This window comes from Bradyrhizobium jicamae (assembly GCF_018130695.1).
In the GTDB taxonomy this organism is placed as follows: Bacteria; Pseudomonadota; Alphaproteobacteria; order Rhizobiales; family Xanthobacteraceae; genus Bradyrhizobium; species Bradyrhizobium jicamae_B.
The window spans coordinates 111,232-127,600 of sequence record NZ_JAFCJX010000001.1; the positions used below are offsets into that span (position 1 = coordinate 111,232).

16 protein-coding genes are annotated in these 16,369 nt (G+C 63.9%); 13 read left to right on the plus strand and 3 right to left on the minus strand.

Annotation, left to right across the window (positions count from 1 at the left end; all coding sequences use genetic code 11):
- The first annotated feature begins 162 nt into the window (after positions 1–162).
- From JQ604_RS00475 to frc, 3 genes are all read left to right on the plus strand, one after another.
- Positions 163–858, plus strand: a complete 696-nt coding sequence (locus JQ604_RS00475; RefSeq protein WP_212351905.1) for a GntR family transcriptional regulator — start codon at positions 163–165, stop codon at positions 856–858.
- A 98-nt stretch (positions 859–956) separates the two neighbouring features.
- Complete coding sequence (gene oxc, locus JQ604_RS00480) at positions 957–2,687, plus strand: oxalyl-CoA decarboxylase (RefSeq protein WP_212351914.1); 1,731 nt, start codon at positions 957–959, stop codon at positions 2,685–2,687.
- A 63-nt stretch (positions 2,688–2,750) separates the two neighbouring features.
- The gene (gene frc, locus JQ604_RS00485; RefSeq protein ID WP_212351916.1) at positions 2,751–4,028 is read left to right on the plus strand and encodes a formyl-CoA transferase; all 1,278 of its coding nucleotides are present in this window, start codon (positions 2,751–2,753) and stop codon (positions 4,026–4,028) included.
- Positions 4,029–4,037: 9 nt separating this feature from the next.
- Here the strand turns inward: frc and JQ604_RS00490 are convergent, their stop codons facing one another.
- Positions 4,038–4,241: a hypothetical protein gene (locus tag JQ604_RS00490; protein WP_212351918.1), complete on the minus strand. Its 204-nt coding sequence runs from the start codon at positions 4,239–4,241 to the stop codon at positions 4,038–4,040.
- A gap of 217 nt (positions 4,242–4,458) precedes the next feature.
- Here JQ604_RS00490 and JQ604_RS00495 point away from each other — a divergent pair, with 217 nt between their 5' ends.
- From JQ604_RS00495 to oxlT (JQ604_RS00505), 3 genes are all read left to right on the plus strand, one after another.
- Positions 4,459–4,596, plus strand: a complete 138-nt coding sequence (locus JQ604_RS00495; RefSeq protein ID WP_212351920.1) for a hypothetical protein — start codon at positions 4,459–4,461, stop codon at positions 4,594–4,596.
- A 262-nt stretch (positions 4,597–4,858) separates the two neighbouring features.
- Positions 4,859–6,151 carry an oxalate/formate MFS antiporter gene (gene oxlT / locus JQ604_RS00500; RefSeq protein WP_212351922.1) on the plus strand — a complete coding sequence of 431 codons (1,293 nt, stop codon included), beginning with the start codon at positions 4,859–4,861 and terminating at the stop codon, positions 6,149–6,151.
- A 259-nt stretch (positions 6,152–6,410) separates the two neighbouring features.
- Positions 6,411–7,730: an oxalate/formate MFS antiporter gene (gene oxlT / locus JQ604_RS00505; RefSeq protein ID WP_212351924.1), complete on the plus strand. Its 1,320-nt coding sequence runs from the start codon at positions 6,411–6,413 to the stop codon at positions 7,728–7,730.
- Between the two features lie 74 nt (positions 7,731–7,804).
- Here oxlT (JQ604_RS00505) and JQ604_RS00510 read toward each other — a convergent pair whose 3' ends face one another.
- On the minus strand, positions 7,805–8,092 hold the full coding sequence (locus tag JQ604_RS00510) for a type II toxin-antitoxin system RelE/ParE family toxin (RefSeq protein ID WP_212351926.1): 288 nt from the start codon (positions 8,090–8,092) through the stop codon (positions 7,805–7,807).
- Complete coding sequence (locus tag JQ604_RS00515) at positions 8,089–8,355, minus strand: CopG family ribbon-helix-helix protein (RefSeq protein ID WP_212351927.1); 267 nt, start codon at positions 8,353–8,355, stop codon at positions 8,089–8,091. Before JQ604_RS00515 ends, JQ604_RS00510 begins: the two co-directional genes overlap by 4 nt.
- 296 nt (positions 8,356–8,651) lie before the next feature.
- Between JQ604_RS00515 and JQ604_RS00520 the strand changes: the two genes are divergently transcribed.
- From JQ604_RS00520 to JQ604_RS00550, 7 genes are all read left to right on the plus strand, one after another.
- On the plus strand, positions 8,652–9,083 hold the full coding sequence (locus tag JQ604_RS00520; protein ID WP_212351936.1) for a CBS domain-containing protein: 432 nt from the start codon (positions 8,652–8,654) through the stop codon (positions 9,081–9,083).
- 155 nt (positions 9,084–9,238) lie between these two features.
- Positions 9,239–10,327 (plus strand): ketopantoate reductase family protein, encoded by a 1,089-nt coding sequence (locus JQ604_RS00525; protein WP_212351938.1) that lies wholly within the window; start codon positions 9,239–9,241, stop codon positions 10,325–10,327.
- A 344-nt stretch (positions 10,328–10,671) separates the two neighbouring features.
- Positions 10,672–12,258: an ABC transporter substrate-binding protein gene (locus tag JQ604_RS00530; RefSeq protein WP_212351940.1), complete on the plus strand. Its 1,587-nt coding sequence runs from the start codon at positions 10,672–10,674 to the stop codon at positions 12,256–12,258.
- Positions 12,259–12,321: 63 nt separating this feature from the next.
- Positions 12,322–13,257, plus strand: coding sequence for an ABC transporter permease (locus JQ604_RS00535; RefSeq protein WP_212351942.1), 936 nt, complete (start codon positions 12,322–12,324; stop codon positions 13,255–13,257).
- A 214-nt stretch (positions 13,258–13,471) separates the two neighbouring features.
- A complete protein-coding gene (locus JQ604_RS00540; protein WP_212351944.1) occupies positions 13,472–14,293 on the plus strand; it encodes an ABC transporter permease in 822 nt (273 codons plus the stop codon).
- On the plus strand, positions 14,290–15,270 hold the full coding sequence (locus tag JQ604_RS00545) for an ABC transporter ATP-binding protein (protein WP_212351946.1): 981 nt from the start codon (positions 14,290–14,292) through the stop codon (positions 15,268–15,270). Before JQ604_RS00540 ends, JQ604_RS00545 begins: the two co-directional genes overlap by 4 nt.
- A complete protein-coding gene (locus tag JQ604_RS00550; protein WP_212351948.1) occupies positions 15,263–16,285 on the plus strand; it encodes an ABC transporter ATP-binding protein in 1,023 nt (340 codons plus the stop codon). The genes JQ604_RS00545 and JQ604_RS00550 overlap by 8 nt, the downstream gene beginning before the upstream one ends.
- The last annotated feature ends 84 nt before the right edge of the window (positions 16,286–16,369 follow it).

Below are 16,369 nucleotides of genomic sequence, written 5' to 3' on the forward strand. Positions count from 1 at the left end.
CAAGGGACTTGATTGGCCGGAATCGCCGAAAACAAGGGCATCTTGACATCGTGGTATTTGGTATGCCAAAAATCTAAGGTAATTTCTTCTGCTAAGAAGACGTCTCCAAGAGGAAGGAGACGAGTCGTGCCCGAACCAAAACAAAGCAAGGCGTCGCCTGTCATGGCTGACACAGATATCGCCATCGTCCGGATCGCTCCGGAGACCAGCTTCAAGAACAAGGCCTACGAGGCCTTGAAAGAAGCGATTCTGAAGATGGATATCTACGCGACGCCGGAACCGGTGATGCTGGACGAGCGTGCGCTGTCGGAACGGCTCGGCGTCAGCCGCACCCCGATCCGCGAAGCCATCGCGATGCTCGAGCAGGACGGTTTCGTCAAAACCGTGCCGCGCCGGGGCATCGTCGTGGTCCGCCGCTCCAAGGCCGAGATCGTCGACATGATCCGCGCCTGGGCGGCGCTGGAGAGCATGGCCGCGCGCCTGATCACCACCACCGCGCGCAAGAAGGACATCACGGCACTGCGCGACTTCTTCAAGGATTTCGGTCCGGACCGTCTGCCGCAGGATCATGTCGAGGAATACTCGAAAGCCAACATCGCGTTCCATCAGGCGCTGATCGCGCTGTCGGAATCGCCGGTGCTGGTCGATCTGACCAACGACCTGCTGTTGCACGTGCGCGGCTATCGCCAGCTCACGATCGGACGCAAGGACCGCACCGCGACCTCGCTGCCCGAGCATCTCGGCATGATCGAAGCCCTTGAAGCGCGTGACACCGAGCTCGCCGAAAAGCGCGCCCGCGACCACACGCTCGGCCTGGCCGCCTATGTCGAGGCGCACGGCCATGAGCTTTTTACCTAGAGACACTGTTTACGTAGAGAACTGCCACCAAAGTCCACTCGCATCGAGACGAGTCACAACTCGTCCGAAACCAGGAAACGATCAGGGAGACGTTGCCCATGCTGAATACCGCCGCCAAGACCGAAGCACCGGGCACCGAGCAGGAGCTCACTGACGGTTTCCACCTCGTCATCGATGCGCTCAAGCTCAACGGCATCAACACGATCTACAACGTGCCGGGTATTCCGATCACGGATCTCGGCCGCATGGCGCAGGCCGCGGGCATCCGCGTGATCTCGTTCCGCCACGAGCAGAACGCAGGTTATGCGGCCGCGATCGCCGGCTATCTGACCAAGAAGCCCGGCGTCTGCCTCACGGTGTCGGCCCCCGGCTTCCTCAACGGCCTGACGGCGCTGGCCCACGCCACCACCAATTGCTACCCGATGATCCTGATCTCGGGCTCCTCCGAGCGCGAAGTCGTCGACCTCCAGCAGGGCGACTATGAAGAGATGGATCAGCTCGCGATCGCAAAGCCGCTGTGCAAGGCGGCCTATCGCGTGCTGCACGCCCAGGACATCGGCATCGGTCTTGCCCGCGCGATCCGCGCCGCGGTCTCCGGCCGTCCGGGCGGCGTCTATCTCGATCTGCCCGCGAAATTGTTCGGCCAGGTCATGGATGCTGCCGCCGGCGAGAAGTCGCTGGTCAAGGTGATCGACGCCGCGCCCGCGCAACTCCCCTCGCCCGCTTCCATCAAGCGCGCGCTCGACGTGCTGAAGGCTGCAAAGCGTCCGCTGATCATCCTCGGCAAGGGCGCGGCCTACGCGCAGGCCGATGAGGAGATCAAGTCGTTCGTCGAGACAAGCGGCGTGCCGTTCCTGCCGATGAGCATGGCCAAGGGCCTGCTCCCCGACACCCATCCGCAGTGCGCCGGTGCGGCGCGCTCGACCGTGCTGAAGGATTCCGACGTCGTGATGCTGATCGGCGCACGGCTGAACTGGCTGCTCTCGCACGGCAAGGGCAAGAGCTGGGGCGAAACGCCGAAGAAGTTCATCCAGATCGACATCGAGCCGAAGGAGATGGACTCCAACATCGAGATCGTCGCCCCCGTGGTGGGTGACATCGGCTCCTGCGTCGCCGCGTTCAACCAGGCGATGGGCAACGGCTGGAGCGCCCCGCCCGCCGACTGGACCAAGGCCATCAGCAGCAAGCGCGAAGAGAACATCGCCAAGATGGCGCCGAAGCTGATGAACAACAAGTCGCCGATGGACTATCACGGCGCGCTCGGCGTGCTGAAGAACGTCATCAAGGATCATCCTGAGGCGATCCTGGTCAACGAGGGCGCCAACACGCTCGACCTCGCCCGCGGCGTGATCGACATGTACCGGCCGCGCAAGCGCCTCGACGTCGGCACCTGGGGCGTCATGGGCATCGGCATGGGCCAGGCGATTGCGGCAACCCTCGAGACCGGCCATCCCGTGCTCGCGGTGGAAGGCGACTCGGCGTTCGGCTTCTCCGGCATGGAGGTCGAGACGATCTGCCGCTACAACCTTCCGATCTGCGTCGTCATCTTCAACAATGACGGCATCTATCGCGGCACCGACGTCAACAACGCCAACGCGGATCCCGCGACCACCGTGTTCGTCAAGGGCGCGCGCTACGACAAGATGATGGAGGCCTTCGGCGGCGTCGGCGTCAACGCCACTTCGCCGGACGAGCTGAAGCGCGCCGTCAACGAGGCGATGTCGTCGGGCAAGCCGACGCTGATCAACGCGGTGATCGATCCGGCCGCGGGCTCGGAGAGCGGCCGCATCGGCAACCTCAATCCGCAAAGCGTCCTCAAGAAAAAGTAAGCCACCCCCTCAACCATGCTTCCCTGCGGTTGGCAGGGGTCAGACAGAGTACGGAGATATATGATGACCAAGGCGCTCACGGGCGTTCGCATTCTCGATTTCACCCACGTCCAGTCCGGACCGACCTGCACGCAATTGCTGGCCTGGTTCGGCGCCGACGTGATCAAGGTCGAGCGTCCCGGTGTCGGCGACATCACGCGCGGCCAGCTGCAGGACATCCCGAACGTGGACAGCCTGTATTTCACCATGCTGAACCACAACAAGCGCTCGATCACGCTCGACACCAAGAACCCCAAGGGCAAGGAAGTCCTGACCGCCCTGATCAAGCAGTGCGACGTGCTGGTGGAGAACTTCGGTCCCGGCGTGCTCGATCGCATGGGCTTCCCCTGGGAGAAGATCCAGCAGATCAACCCGAAGATGATCGTGGCCTCGATCAAGGGCTTTGGCCCCGGCCCGTACGAAGACTGCAAGGTCTATGAGAACGTAGCCCAATGCACCGGCGGCGCCGCCTCGACCACCGGCTTCCGCGATGGCCTGCCGCTGGTCACCGGCGCGCAGATCGGCGATTCCGGCACCGGCCTGCATCTCGCGCTCGGCATCGTCACCGCGCTCTATCAGCGCACGCATTCCGGCAAGGGCCAGAAGGTCACGGCCGCGATGCAGGACGGCGTGCTCAACCTCGCCCGCGTCAAGCTGCGCGACCAGCAGCGCCTCGCCCATGGTCCGCTGAAGGAATACAGCCAGTTCGGCGAAGGCATTCCGTTCGGCGATGCCGTGCCGCGCGCCGGCAACGATTCCGGCGGTGGCCAGCCCGGCCGCATCCTGAAGTGCAAGGGCTGGGAGACCGATCCGAACGCTTACATCTACTTCATCACCCAGGCCCCGGTCTGGGAGAAGATCTGCGACGTGATCGGCGAGCCGACCTGGAAGACCGATCCGAACTACGCCAAGCCGCCGGCCCGCCTGCCGCGCCTCAACGAGATCTTCGCCCGCATCGAACAGTGGACGATGACGAAGACGAAGTTCGAGGCGATGGAGATCCTCAACAAGGACGACATCCCCTGCGGCCCGATCCTGTCGATGAAGGAGATCGCCGAGGACCAGTCGCTGCGCGCGACCGGCACCGTGGTCGAGGTCGATCACCCGACTCGCGGCAAGTACATCTCGGTCGGCAACCCGATCAAGCTGTCGGACTCGGCCAGCGAAGTGACGCGCTCCCCGCTGCTCGGCGAGCACACCGACGAGATCCTGCGCCAGGTGCTCGGCTTCAGCGATCACCAGGTCGCCGAGATCCACGACTCCGGCGCGCTCGATCCGCCGCGCAAGCAGGCGGCGGAGTAGGCTGCGCGTTCAGAACGAAAACGAAAGGCCGCCGGTTTCGGCGGCCTTTTTGTTTGGCAATGCGCCAAGAGCTCGCCGCCGATGGCGGCCGCTATTCGCGGCGTGAAGGAAGACGTCAGCTTGGACGGTCGGTCGAACGGCGAACGTCGCCGGGGCCTGCAGGTGGTGCACGATCCAGTGGCCGATATCCCCAAGCCAGTTGCCGCCGTCCAAAATGGGTTCCCCTCGAAACGGGACACAAAATACCACCCTCGCCGGTATCCCTAGGCCATTTTCCTCCCTGGCATGCCAAAACAGTTCCTTTATGTTGCATTGCACAGGCGATAATGCTGCTATGCAAACAAATGCATGGCTTTTGGCATCTGGTATACATAGATTGGCTGCAGATGATGAGCCGGCACGTTGTCGGTTCCAAGAAAAGGCACCACCGATGTCCAAGACTGCTGCTATCGCCCTCGCCCCCTCGGCTTCCGTTTTCGCCCGCCTGCTGGCCTCGATCGATCGCCTGCTGATGAAGAGCGCCGCGATCTCCAACCGCAACGGCGACCTGCCGCGGTTCGGGCTCTAATCCCGCAAGAATCCAGGCGATTGGCGGCCCTGCCGCCATCGCCCGTGAAATCCACAGCGTCCTAGTACCTTCGACCAATGGCCCTCCTTTCCGGGGCCATTTGCCAGCCGATTGATCTAGCTTCCCAACCGCAGCGCTTCGGCGTCTGCGGCATTTGCGCGCGCTTGCCCTGTGACGGCTTGCTCCTTGGCATATCAGATACCAAGATGGCGACCGCCGCAGCGCTAGAACAGAACGATGACAGCGCGCGTTGGGAGGAGCTATGACGGATATGGTTCAGGCAACTACGGCCCCAGCAGCCGCACGAGTCAGTGACACCTATCGCTGGACACAACTTGCGATCGGCGTCGCCGCGATGGTGATGATCGCGAACTATCAGTACGGGTGGACGTTCTTCGTGCCCGACATCCAGAAGACGTTTGGATGGGATCGCGCATCGATCCAGTGGGCCTTCACCCTCTTCGTCCTGTTCGAGACCTGGCTGGTTCCGGTCGAGGGCTGGTTCGTCGACAAATACGGCCCGCGCATCGTCGTCCTCATCGGCGGCATCCTCTGCGCGATCGGCTGGGCGATCAACGCGCAGGCCACCTCGCTCAACGGCTACTATCTCGGCATGATCATCGCGGGCATCGGCGCCGGCGGCGTCTACGGCACCTGCGTCGGCAACGCGCTGAAATGGTTCCCCGACAAGCGCGGTCTCGCCGCCGGCATCACCGCGGCAGGCTTTGGTGCGGGTTCCGCGCTCACGGTTGCGCCGATCCAGGCGATGATCAAGGACTCCGGCTTCCAGACCACCTTCCTTTATTTCGGTCTCGGCCAAGGCATCATCATCGTGCTGCTCGCCTTCTTCCTGCTGTCGCCGAAGGCCGGACAGGTGCCGCAGGTGGTGGCGAACGCCAACGTCATCCAGACCCGGCGCAACTATCAGCCGACGGAAGTGCTGCGCCAGCCGATCTTCTGGCTGATGTACTTCATGTTCGTGATCGTCGGCGCCGGCGGCCTGATGGTGACGGCGAACCTGAAGCCGATCGCGGTTGACTGGAAGGTCGACAGCGTGCCGGTGACGCTGATGGCGGTGACGATGACGGCGGTGACGTTCGCGGCCACCATCGACCGCGTGCTCAACGGCCTGACCCGTCCGTTCTTCGGCTGGATCTCCGACATGATTGGCCGCGAGAACACGATGTTCATCGCCTTCGGCATGGAAGGCTTCGGCATCTGGATGCTCTACCTCTGGGGCCACGATCCGGTCTGGTTCGTGCTGCTGTCGGGCTTCGTGTTCTTCGCCTGGGGTGAGATCTACTCGCTGTTCCCCTCGACCTGCACCGACACGTTCGGCGCCAAGTTCGCGACAACAAATGCGGGCCTGCTCTACACCGCAAAGGGCACGGCGGCGCTGCTGGTCCCGATCGCGAACTACATGCAGCAGACCTCGGGCACCTGGGACAGCGTGTTCATCATTGCCGCCGGCGCCAACATCCTCGCCTCGCTGCTCGCGATCGCGGTGCTGAAACCCTGGCGCAAGGTCGTGGTCGAGAAGTCGACACTGGCGTAATACCAAACAAGACAATCCATGCGCGAAGCGCCCGGCCCTCGTGCCGGGCGCTTTTCGTTTGCCCGGTTTTTCGTGCAGTGGACCCCTGTGGGCTTTCCCACGATGCGGGAAGAAACGGGGTATTTTTGGTGCGGCGCAACTTAAGTTGCCCTTGCAAACTGGAATAAAGTATACCAGCATCACCCGAACGGCTTGCGACGATAAGCCACAACATTGCGACACTCGGTCACAAGAGAAGAGCGCGTTTCGGGAGGACTTGATGGTTTCCAGCAATCCAGCTGCCACACCTGCTGCAGCACCTTCGTCCGGCAACTTCCGCTGGCTTCAGCTCGCCATGGGCATCATCTGCATGGCGATGATCGCGAACCTCCAGTACGGCTGGACGCTGTTCGTCGACCCGATCGATGCCAAGAACCACTGGGGCCGCGCCGCGATCCAGCTCGCCTTCACGATCTTCGTCGTGACCGAGACCTGGCTGGTGCCGGTCGAAGCCTGGTTCGTCGACAAATATGGTCCGCGCGTCGTGATCATGTTCGGCGGCGTGATGATCGCGCTCTCCTGGGTGCTGAACTCCTACGCCGATAGCCTCACCTTGCTCTATGCGGCAGCCGTGATCGGAGGCATGGGCGCCGGCGCCGTGTACGGCACCTGCGTCGGCAATGCGCTGAAATGGTTTCCGGATCGCCGCGGCCTCGCTGCGGGTGCGACCGCCGCGGGCTTCGGCGCCGGTGCCGCGATCACCGTGGTGCCGATCGCCAGCATGATCGCCGCGAGCGGCTATCAGACTGCGTTCTTCGATTTCGGTCTCGGCCAGGGCGTGATCGTGTTCGTGCTCGCCTTCTTCATCCGCCCGCCGACCCATGCGATTCCGCCGAAGAAAAAGCAGCTCAATCTGCCGCAGACCAAGATCGACTTCACGCCGCCCCAGGTGCTGCGCAGCCCGATCTTCTGGGTGATGTACCTGGTGTTCGTGATGGTCGCCGCCGGCGGCCTGATGACGGCGGCGCAGATCGCCCCGATCGCCCACGACTACAAGATCGCCAACACCCCGGTGTCGCTGGCCGGATTCCAGATGGCGGCGCTGACGTTTGCGATCTCGCTCGATCGCATCTTCGACGGGTTCGGCCGTCCGTTCTTCGGCTGGGTCTCCGACAATATCGGCCGCGAGCACACCATGTTCATCGCGTTCGGCACCGCCGCCGTGATGCTGCTGACGCTCTCGACCTGGGGCCACAATCCGATCGTGTTCGTGCTGGCGACTGCGGTGTATTTCGGCGTGTTCGGCGAGATCTACTCGCTGTTTCCCGCCACCTGCGGCGACACCTTCGGCTCGAAGTTCGCCACCACCAACAACGGCATGCTCTACACCGCGAAGGGCACCGCCTCGCTGCTGGTGCCGGCCGCAAGCCTGATCGCCGCGAGCTATGGCTGGCAGGCGGTGTTCGTGATCGCAGTCGCGCTCAACGCCACGGCAGCCCTGATGGCGCTGTTCGTGATCAAGCCGCTGCGGCGCAGCTTCATCCTCGGCAACGAAGCAGCCGCCGAGGAAGCCACCGCGGCGAGCGCCAAGACGGCGTGACCTGAAAATTCTCTCCCTGGACTTGATGAGGCGCACTTCGGTGCGCCTCTTTTTTGCGGCGGCAGTGCCGTCTCTCAAAATGCCTCGGGCCACCGGCGGGCACCGTGGAAGACCCGCAGAACTTGGATGGTGTTGCCGACCAAGCGATACGGCACAATATACGGCGTCTTCGGGATCACGAGCTCGCGCGTCCCGGAAACGCGGCCTGGCCGCCCCATTTCGGGGCTGCTGGGAAGCAACGTCTCAACGTTGCGGATGATATGAAGCGCAATGCGTTGCGCCGCTGCCGGATCGTCCTGCGAGATGTAGGCCCGCAACGCCGCGAGGTCGGCGATAGCCTCAGGCGACCAGATCGGATTCATGAACTCTTGGGCGCCGGTTTTTCGTCCCCGCTTCCCCAGGAAGCGACCCAATCCTTGACCTGATCATGCGGAATCCTCTCGCCACGATCGAGTGAGGCGATGGCGCGCTTGATGCCTTCCACCTGCCATTCATTGACGTCGAGATACCCGTTGATGGCCTCAGCGGCGAGAAAGGAACGACTGCGACCGGTGCTCTTGGCCAATCGCTCCAGCCGTTTCTTCACATCCGTATCGACCCGCACCGTAAAGGTCGTCGACTTCATGGAGAACTCCCGTGTGAGCGAATGTGTACAAAGTAATACGCACTTCCGGGGTGCGCAACCCGAGGCCATTACGACTCCCTTCATCGGCGTAGCGCACCCATCTTGGCTCGAATCTCAGGGATGCCAGATACCAATCCAGCGCACCTCGGCTTCGGTCAACTTGGGTGGACGCCGCCGATACGTCAGTAAACCTGTCTATTCTAAGCGGTTTTTTCTGTCAGAATCCTCCATCGCGCGTGTTGACAATTGGCATTATGTATACCAGACTTGCTTCAACGCTTACCAAGGAGGTTGCCATGCAAGTCGGAGATATCCTGCGCAAGAAGACCGCCCGCGTCGCGACGGTCCGCATGAACGAGACCGTGGCGATCGCCGCCCAGCTGATGCGCTCGAGCAATATCAGCGCGCTGGTGGTCAAGGACGTCGTCCGCACCGAGGGCAACACCGCGGTCGGCATGTTCACCGAGCGCGACGTGGTGCGCGCCATCGCCCAGCACGGCGCCGCCGGCGCCGGCATGCGGGTGTCGCAGTTCGTCGCCGTGCAGCAGCTGGTCTCGTGCAACTCGACCGATACGCTCGAGCATGTCCGCCATCTCATGAACCTGCATCACATCCGCCACGTGCCTGTCATCGACAATTACAGCCTGATCGGCGTGATCAGCATGCGCGACATCTCGACCGCGTTCGACGAAGAGGCGACCGGCACCGCCACCGTGTTCGCCGCCTAGGACGTCTCCACTCCGCCGGCCTCTCCTGGAGATTGCAGATCCCGGGAGAGACGGCGCGCTACCAAAACATTCGGATCAACTCCTGTCGCAAACAGGCACGCGCATCTGCGCGCCGGTGTCGTGCACGTGGAAAAGCATTATCTGTGGGAGGGCGCATGCCCCGTAACGTTCTGATCCTCGGCGCCTCGTACGGCTCGCTGCTGGCGACAAAACTCCTGATGGCCGGCCACAACGCGACCCTGGTTTGCCGCAAGCAGACCGCCGACCTGATCAATCGCGACGGCACCGAGGTTCGCATCAAGCTGCGCGACGAGCCGACCCACCGCTCGATCTTCTCGCGCGAACTGCCCGGAACGCTGGACGCGGTCGAACCCGCCAAGGTCGATCCGTCGCGCTACGATCTGGTCGGCCTTGCGATGCAGGAACCGCAATACGCGACATCAGAGATCAAGGCGCTGATGGCCGGGATCGCCGAGGCGAAGCTGCCGTGCCTGTCGATCATGAACATGCCGCCGCTGCCCTATCTGAAGCGCATCCCCGCCCTGGCAACGATGGATCTCGAGCAGGCCTACACCAATGCCGCGGTGTGGGAACGGTTCGAGCCGGGCCTGGTGTCGCTTTGCTCGCCCGATCCGCAGGCCTTCCGTCCGCCGGAAGAGGCCGCGAACGTGCTTCACGTCGGCCTGCCCACCAACTTCAAGGCCGCACCGTTTGCCGACGAGGCGCACAACGCGATGCTGCGCGAGCTCGAAGCCGATATCGATGCGGTGACGCTCGACGGCCAGGACGTTCCGGTGAAGCTGAAAGTGTTCGACTCCATGTTCGTGCCGCTGGCGAAATGGTCGATGCTGCTGACCGGCAATTACCGCTGCATCACCCCGGCCGAGCCGCAATCGATCCGCGACGCCGTGCACGGCGACATCAATCTCTCGCAGTCGATCTATCGCCACGTGGACGCCGTCGCCCAGCGCCTCGGCGCCGATCCGGCCGATCAGGTGCCGTTCGAGAAATACGCCAAGGCGGCCGAGAGCCTGCTGAAGCCGTCGTCGGCGGCCCGCGCTGTCGCGGGCGGCTCGCCGTCCATCGAGCGCGTCGACCTGCTGGTCAAGCTGATCTCGCATCAGCTCGGCGTGCCCAATGCCGAGATCGACCGCACTGTGCAGATCGTCAATCAGAAGCTGAATGCGAGCAGCGCGGCGAAGGACTCCGGCGCACCGGCGCCCGCCCCTGTCGCCGTGGCGTAGCGCCATTCGGCTCTGATTGACCGGCATCGTCATCGGCAGGCCTGCACCGCCCCTCCGCTGACGATGCCGCCGCCTTTGAATAGGTCCAGTAGGGAGGGCAAAGCGAAGCGTGCCCACCACTTCTGTCGCAGCAAGAAAGGTGGGCACGGCGCAAGCGCGCCTTTGCCCACCCTACAAAAAGCACCGGCTGAGACCGCTGCACCGCGATTCCGCTGCAAGAGCCAACCTCGACAGCGTTGACCGTCTCCGCACGCCTGCGGATTCAGGACGGCGCCCCCTTGCATCAGATACGGTGCGAATGCTCAACTCCCGATTGGACGACCCTGCCCAATCGGAGAAACGTGATGCTCAAGAAAATCGCGATCGTGGCCGGCCTTGGATTGCTGCTGTCCGCCGCGGCGGAGGCCCAGACGCCGCGCAAGGGCGGCACGATCCGGATGACGGCGCCCTACGGCTCCAGTTTCTCCAGCATGGACATCCACACGACGCAGCGCGCCCAGGACGAGATCTACGCCAAGGGCCTGCATCGCTCGCTCTACATCTGGGATTCCGCCGAGGGCAAGCCGGTTCCGGAACTTGCCAAGGACGCCACCGTCTCGGGCGGCGGTCTGGTCTACACCTTCAGGCTGCGCGACGACGCCTATTTCCACAATGGCCGCAAGATGACGGCCGACGACGTCATCTTCAGCTTCAACCGCATCATGGACGGCAGCAAGGCCTATCCCGGCGCGCGGTTCGTCCGCGTGATCAAGGGCGCGGCCGAGGTCGAGAAGGGCCAGGCCAAGGAGATCTCTGGCCTGAAGAAGATCGACGACTTCACGCTCGAGATGACGCTGACCGAGAAGGTCGATCCCGCCTTCTATTTCTGGAACGCGCTCACCTCGATCTATCCCGCCGACGAGGCCGTCAAGGAGAGCTTCATCCAGAAGCCGATCGGGCTTGGGCCCTTCAAATTCGTCGAGCACGTGCCGGGATCGCGGATCGTGCTGGAGCGCTGGGAGAAGTTCTACAAGCCCGGCAAGCCCTATGCCGACAGGCTCATCATCTCCGTCATGGGCGAGGCCGCCGCGCGCGATGTCGCCTTCCGGAACAAGGAGATCGACACCTCGGTGCTGGGGCCGGCGCAATATGTCGCCTATCAGGCCGACCCGAACCTCAAGGGCACCATCGCTGAAGTCGCCGAGGTCTTCACGCGTCACATGGGGATGAATCCCTCCTTCAAGCCGTTCGCCGACAAGCGGGTCCGGCAGGCGATCAATTATGCGATCGATACCGATCTGATCATCAACAAGCTGGTCAAGGGCAAGGCTTATCGTGCCACCAGCTGGTTGCCGCTGACCTCGCCGCTCTACGACAAGACGATGAAGCCCTACGCCTACGATCCCGCCAAGGCGAAGCAGCTGCTGAGCGAGGCCGGCTATCCCAACGGCTTCGAATTCGAGTGGACCACCAGTTCGAATGAAAGCTGGGGCCTGCCGATCGTCGAAGCGATCATCCCGATGCTGGCCAAGGTCGGCATCACGGTGAAGGTCAAGCAGGTCGAGACCGCTGTGCTGGCCGAGGTCATTCGCAAGGGCGAGTTCCAGGCCTACGTCTATTCGATGGCGTCGGGCCCCGATCCCGCGGCGGCGCTGAAATGCTTCTACTCCAAGACGCCGCCATCGGCCTGCAATTACACCAACTTCAACAATGCCGACTTCGACAAACTGATCGACGACGCCGGCCAGACCGACGACGGCGCCAAGCGCGACCAGCTGCTGAAGAAGGCCAATGCCCTGCTCTACGACGAGGCGCCGGTCTGGTTCTTCAACTACAACAAGGCGGTCATGGCGGTGCAGCCGTGGCTCAAGGGCATTCAGCTGAACGCAACCGAACTGACCCATCAGAACGTCGAGGACCTCTGGGTCGATGAGACCTCGCCCGCCAAGTAGCCTGCCAAGTGACACGCGCTCTCACCCTGCCTCCAGCGATGGAGGGAGGGAGGAACAGTTGCAATGCTCGCCTTCCTGATCCGTCGTCTCCTGCAAGCCGTTCCGACCGTGCTGGCCGTCGTGCTGGTGGTGTTCGTGCTGTTCAGCGTCGTTCCCGGCAGCATCATGTCGAGCATGGACGGCGACGGCCGCGGCGCGACGGATGCGCAGGTCATGGAGCGCATGAGGAAGCAGCTCGGCCTCGACGATCCCATCTACGTCCGCTTCGGCGCCTACATTTCCAAGCTCGCAATGGGTGATCTGGGAACATCGTTCCGCACGCGCGAGCCGGTCACGTCCATGCTCGCCAAACGCATGTGGCCGACGCTGCAGTTGATCTTCGCCGCCATGACATTCGCGATCCTGATCGGCGTCCCCCTGGGCTTCATCGCAGCACTTCGGCCGGGCAGTCTCGCCGACACGCTCTCGATGGTCGTGGCGGTGTCGGGCCTGTCGATGGCCAAGTTCTGGCTCGGGCTGCTCTTGATGTACCTGTTTGCGCTGAAGCTCGGCTGGCTGCCGAGTTTTGGCTATGGCGACGGCGGACTGAAATATCTGCTCCTGCCGGCGGTGACGCTCGGCGTCTCGCCGATGGCGCTGCTGGCGCGGACGACGCGCGCCGCGGTGCTCGAGATCATGACCGCGGATTTCGTCCGCACCGCGCGCTCCAAGGGCATGAGCGAGACAAGGGTCGTGAAGTGGCACGTGATGCGCAACGCCCTCGTCATCATCCTTACCGCAATCGGCCTGCAATTCGGCGCGCTGATGGGACAGGCGGTCGTGGTCGAGAAACTGTTCTCCTGGCCCGGCATCGGCTCGCTGCTGGTCGACAGCGTCCTGCAGCGCGACATTCCGACCGTGCAGGGCTCGATCTTCGTCGTGGTGCTGTTCTTCCTCGCGATCAACATGGCGATCGACTTGCTCTATGGCGTGATCGATCCCAGGATCAGATACTCATGAGCGCGGTGGGGCGGCGGCGATCGCGTATGTTATTCGGACAGCCTATCTACGGGCTCGCTTCGCCTCTCCCGCTTGCGGGGGAGGCCGGATCGCATCGCAGATGCGATCCGGGTGGGGGCTATTTCCGCAATATGACTCGTGGAGAGACCCCCACCCCAACCCTCCCCCGCAAGCGGGAGAGGGAGCGCAGTGCCGATGCCGCGGAGCGGCGGCGATGAAGCTCGGATCAAGTCTCATCATCGGCGGGGGGTTGTTTGCGCTGGCGATCTCTGTCGGCCTGCTCGCGCCCTGGCTGGCGCATACCGATCCGGTGATGGACGCCAATCTGATGAATGCGGAGGAAGCACCGAGCTGGGTCTGGTGGTTCGGCACCGACGGCCAAGGCCGCGACATCTATTCCCGCGTGCTGTACGGCGCGCGCGTCTCGCTGACGGTCGGCATCGTCTCGCAGCTGATCAACAGCGTGATCGGCGTGGCGCTCGGCCTGACCGCCGGCTATTGGGGCGGTTGGTGGGACGATGTCGTCAACGGGCTGACCAACCTGATGCTCGCGATCCCCTCACTGATCTTCGCGCTGGCCATCATGGCGGTGCTCGGACCCGGGCTGACCAGCCTGCTGATCGCGCTCGGCTTGACCAACTGGTCCTTCACCTGCCGGATCGCGCGGGCCTCGGCGCTCTCCCTGAAGAGACAAGGCTATGTGCAGGCGGCCAAAGTGCTCGGCTACGGCGATCTGCGGATCATGATCACGCAGCTCTTGCCGAACATGCTCGGCCCCATCATCGTGATCGGCACGCTCGGCATGGGCAGCGCGATCCTGTCCGAAGCCGCACTGTCATTCCTCGGTCTCGGCGTCCGCCCGCCGTTTCCGAGCTGGGGCAGCATGCTGTCGGAAGCGCGCGACCAGATCACCACGGCACCGTGGCTCTCGGTATTTCCGGGCCTTGCGATCTTCCTGACGGTGCTCGGCCTGAACCTGCTCGGTGATGGCCTGCGCGATATCCTCGATCCGCAGTCGCGGAGCCGGCGCGCATGACGAGCCCTCCCCTGATCGAGGTCGAGAATTTGCGCATCGATCTCGCCGACCGGTCCGGCCGCGTTGCGGCGGCCGAGGGCGTTTCATTCCGCATCGATCGCGGCGAGACGTTCGGGCTGGTCGGAGAATCCGGCTGCGGCAAGAGCATCACGGCACTCGCCCTGATCGGCCTGTTGCGTCACCCGCTCTCGATCGGCGCCGGCACCATCCGGTTCGACGGCCGCGAACTCCAGAACCTGTCGGCGGCCGAGCAGCGCGCGCTGCGCGGCAATCGCATCGCCATGATCTTCCAGGAGCCGATGACGGCGCTCAATCCGGTCTCCCCTGTCGGCCGCCAGATCGCCGAGATGTTCGTGCTGCACAAGGGCAAGGACTGGAGCGAAGCCAACAGGCTGGCCGTCGAGGCGCTGGCCGATGTCCGCGTGCCCGCGCCCGAGCGGCGGGTGAAGGATTATCCGCACCAGTTGTCCGGCGGCATGCGCCAGCGCGTCATGATCGCGATTGCGCTTGCCTGCAGCCCGGACCTCTTGATCGCCGACGAGCCCACCACCGCGCTCGACGTCACCGTGCAGGCGGAGATCATCGAGCTGATGCGCAATCTCTGCGCCGAGCGCGGCACGGCGATCCTGATGATCAGCCACGATCTCGGCCTGGTCGCCAATGTCTGCCGCCGCGTCGCCGTGATGTATGCCGGCCGCATCGTCGAGGAGCGCGGCTCGGCCGACATCTTCCGCGCCGGCGCGCATCCCTACACGCGCGGCCTGGTCGACTCGCTGCCGCGGCTCGGCAGCCGCGCGGCGCTCGGCCGGACGCGGCTGACGGAGATCGCAGGCGTCGTGCCGGCGATCGCGGATTTTCCGGACGGTTGCCGCTTCAATCCGCGTTGCAGGCTCGCGACCGACATCTGCCGGACAACCGCGCCGGAGATCACCCCGCTCGATGCCGGCGGCCTGGTCAGGTGCCACCACCATGCATGAGCCCGCGAAAAGGCCCGGCGACGACGTCATCCTCAGCGTGAAGGATCTCGCGGTTCATTTTCCGATCGGCGGCGGCTGGCTGGGCGGCGGCCACCAGCTGGTGCGTGCGGTCGACGGCGTCGATCTCGAACTGAAGCGCGGCGAATGTCTCGGCCTGGTCGGCGAATCCGGTTGCGGCAAGTCGACGCTCGCGCTGTCGATCCTGGGCCTGCTGGTGCCGACGCGCGGCCGCATCGTGCTGGATGGGCAGGTCGTCACCGGCGGGCAATCCGGCGATCGGAAGACGCTCGCCCGGACCGTTCAGATGGTGTTTCAGGATCCCTACGCCTCGCTCAATCCGCGCCAGACCGTTCGCCGCACGCTCGAGGATCCCTTGCGCCTGCATGGCGTGACGGCCAGGAGCGAGATCGACGATCGCGTTGCGGTGATGCTGAAGCAGGTCGGCCTGCGTCCCGAACAGGCCGGCCGCTACCCGCATGAGTTCTCGGGCGGGCAACGTCAGCGCATCGGGATTGCGCGCGCGCTGATCCTCAATCCCAGGATCGTCATCTGCGACGAACCCGTGTCGGCGCTCGATGTGTCGATCCGCGCCCAAATTATCAATCTGCTGCTGGAGCTGAAGGAAACGCTCGGCCTCTCCTACATCATGGTCAGCCACGATCTCGGCGTCGTCGAGCACATGAGCGACCGGGTCGCCGTGATGTATCTCGGCCGCATCGTCGAGACCGGCGACTGGCGCGAGATCTTCGAGCGGCCGGCGCACCCGTATACGCAAACCCTGATCGCGGCGATACCCGATCCGCTGCGCCACACGCCGCTGGCGACGACCAAAGGCGAGCTTCCCAATCCGCTCAATCCGCCGGACGGATGCGCGTTCGCGCCGCGCTGCCGCCACGCCGCGGCCGTGTGTCAGCGGGCGCCCGTGCCACCGCTCGAAACGCGTCCCGACGGACACGCGGTCCGCTGCTGGCGCGCTGATGAGATTGCCGCTCAGACGGCGTTGGCCTCGACCTGACGCGCGCGGCACGTGCGGAATTGTTCGCACTGCGGAACAAGCGGTTGCTTTTGCATGCTGGCGTTGCTCAGACCCCTGCCCTGC

Coding starts and splice junctions, on each gene's coding strand:
- JQ604_RS00530 (WP_212351940.1), top strand. CDS start 10,672: ATGCTCAAGAAAATCGCGATCGTGGCCGGCCTTGGATTGCTGCTGTCC.
- oxlT (WP_212351924.1), top strand. CDS start 6,411: ATGGTTTCCAGCAATCCAGCTGCCACACCTGCTGCAGCACCTTCGTCC.
- oxc (WP_212351914.1), top strand. CDS start 957: ATGCTGAATACCGCCGCCAAGACCGAAGCACCGGGCACCGAGCAGGAG.
- JQ604_RS00510 (WP_212351926.1), bottom strand. CDS start 8,092: ATGAATCCGATCTGGTCGCCTGAGGCTATCGCCGACCTCGCGGCGTTG.
- JQ604_RS00545 (WP_212351946.1), top strand. CDS start 14,290: ATGACGAGCCCTCCCCTGATCGAGGTCGAGAATTTGCGCATCGATCTC.
- frc (WP_212351916.1), top strand. CDS start 2,751: ATGACCAAGGCGCTCACGGGCGTTCGCATTCTCGATTTCACCCACGTC.
- JQ604_RS00540 (WP_212351944.1), top strand. CDS start 13,472: ATGAAGCTCGGATCAAGTCTCATCATCGGCGGGGGGTTGTTTGCGCTG.
- JQ604_RS00495 (WP_212351920.1), top strand. CDS start 4,459: ATGTCCAAGACTGCTGCTATCGCCCTCGCCCCCTCGGCTTCCGTTTTC.
- JQ604_RS00535 (WP_212351942.1), top strand. CDS start 12,322: ATGCTCGCCTTCCTGATCCGTCGTCTCCTGCAAGCCGTTCCGACCGTG.
- oxlT (WP_212351922.1), top strand. CDS start 4,859: ATGACGGATATGGTTCAGGCAACTACGGCCCCAGCAGCCGCACGAGTC.
- JQ604_RS00525 (WP_212351938.1), top strand. CDS start 9,239: ATGCCCCGTAACGTTCTGATCCTCGGCGCCTCGTACGGCTCGCTGCTG.
- JQ604_RS00475 (WP_212351905.1), top strand. CDS start 163: ATGGCTGACACAGATATCGCCATCGTCCGGATCGCTCCGGAGACCAGC.
- JQ604_RS00520 (WP_212351936.1), top strand. CDS start 8,652: ATGCAAGTCGGAGATATCCTGCGCAAGAAGACCGCCCGCGTCGCGACG.
- JQ604_RS00550 (WP_212351948.1), top strand. CDS start 15,263: ATGCATGAGCCCGCGAAAAGGCCCGGCGACGACGTCATCCTCAGCGTG.
- JQ604_RS00515 (WP_212351927.1), bottom strand. CDS start 8,355: ATGAAGTCGACGACCTTTACGGTGCGGGTCGATACGGATGTGAAGAAA.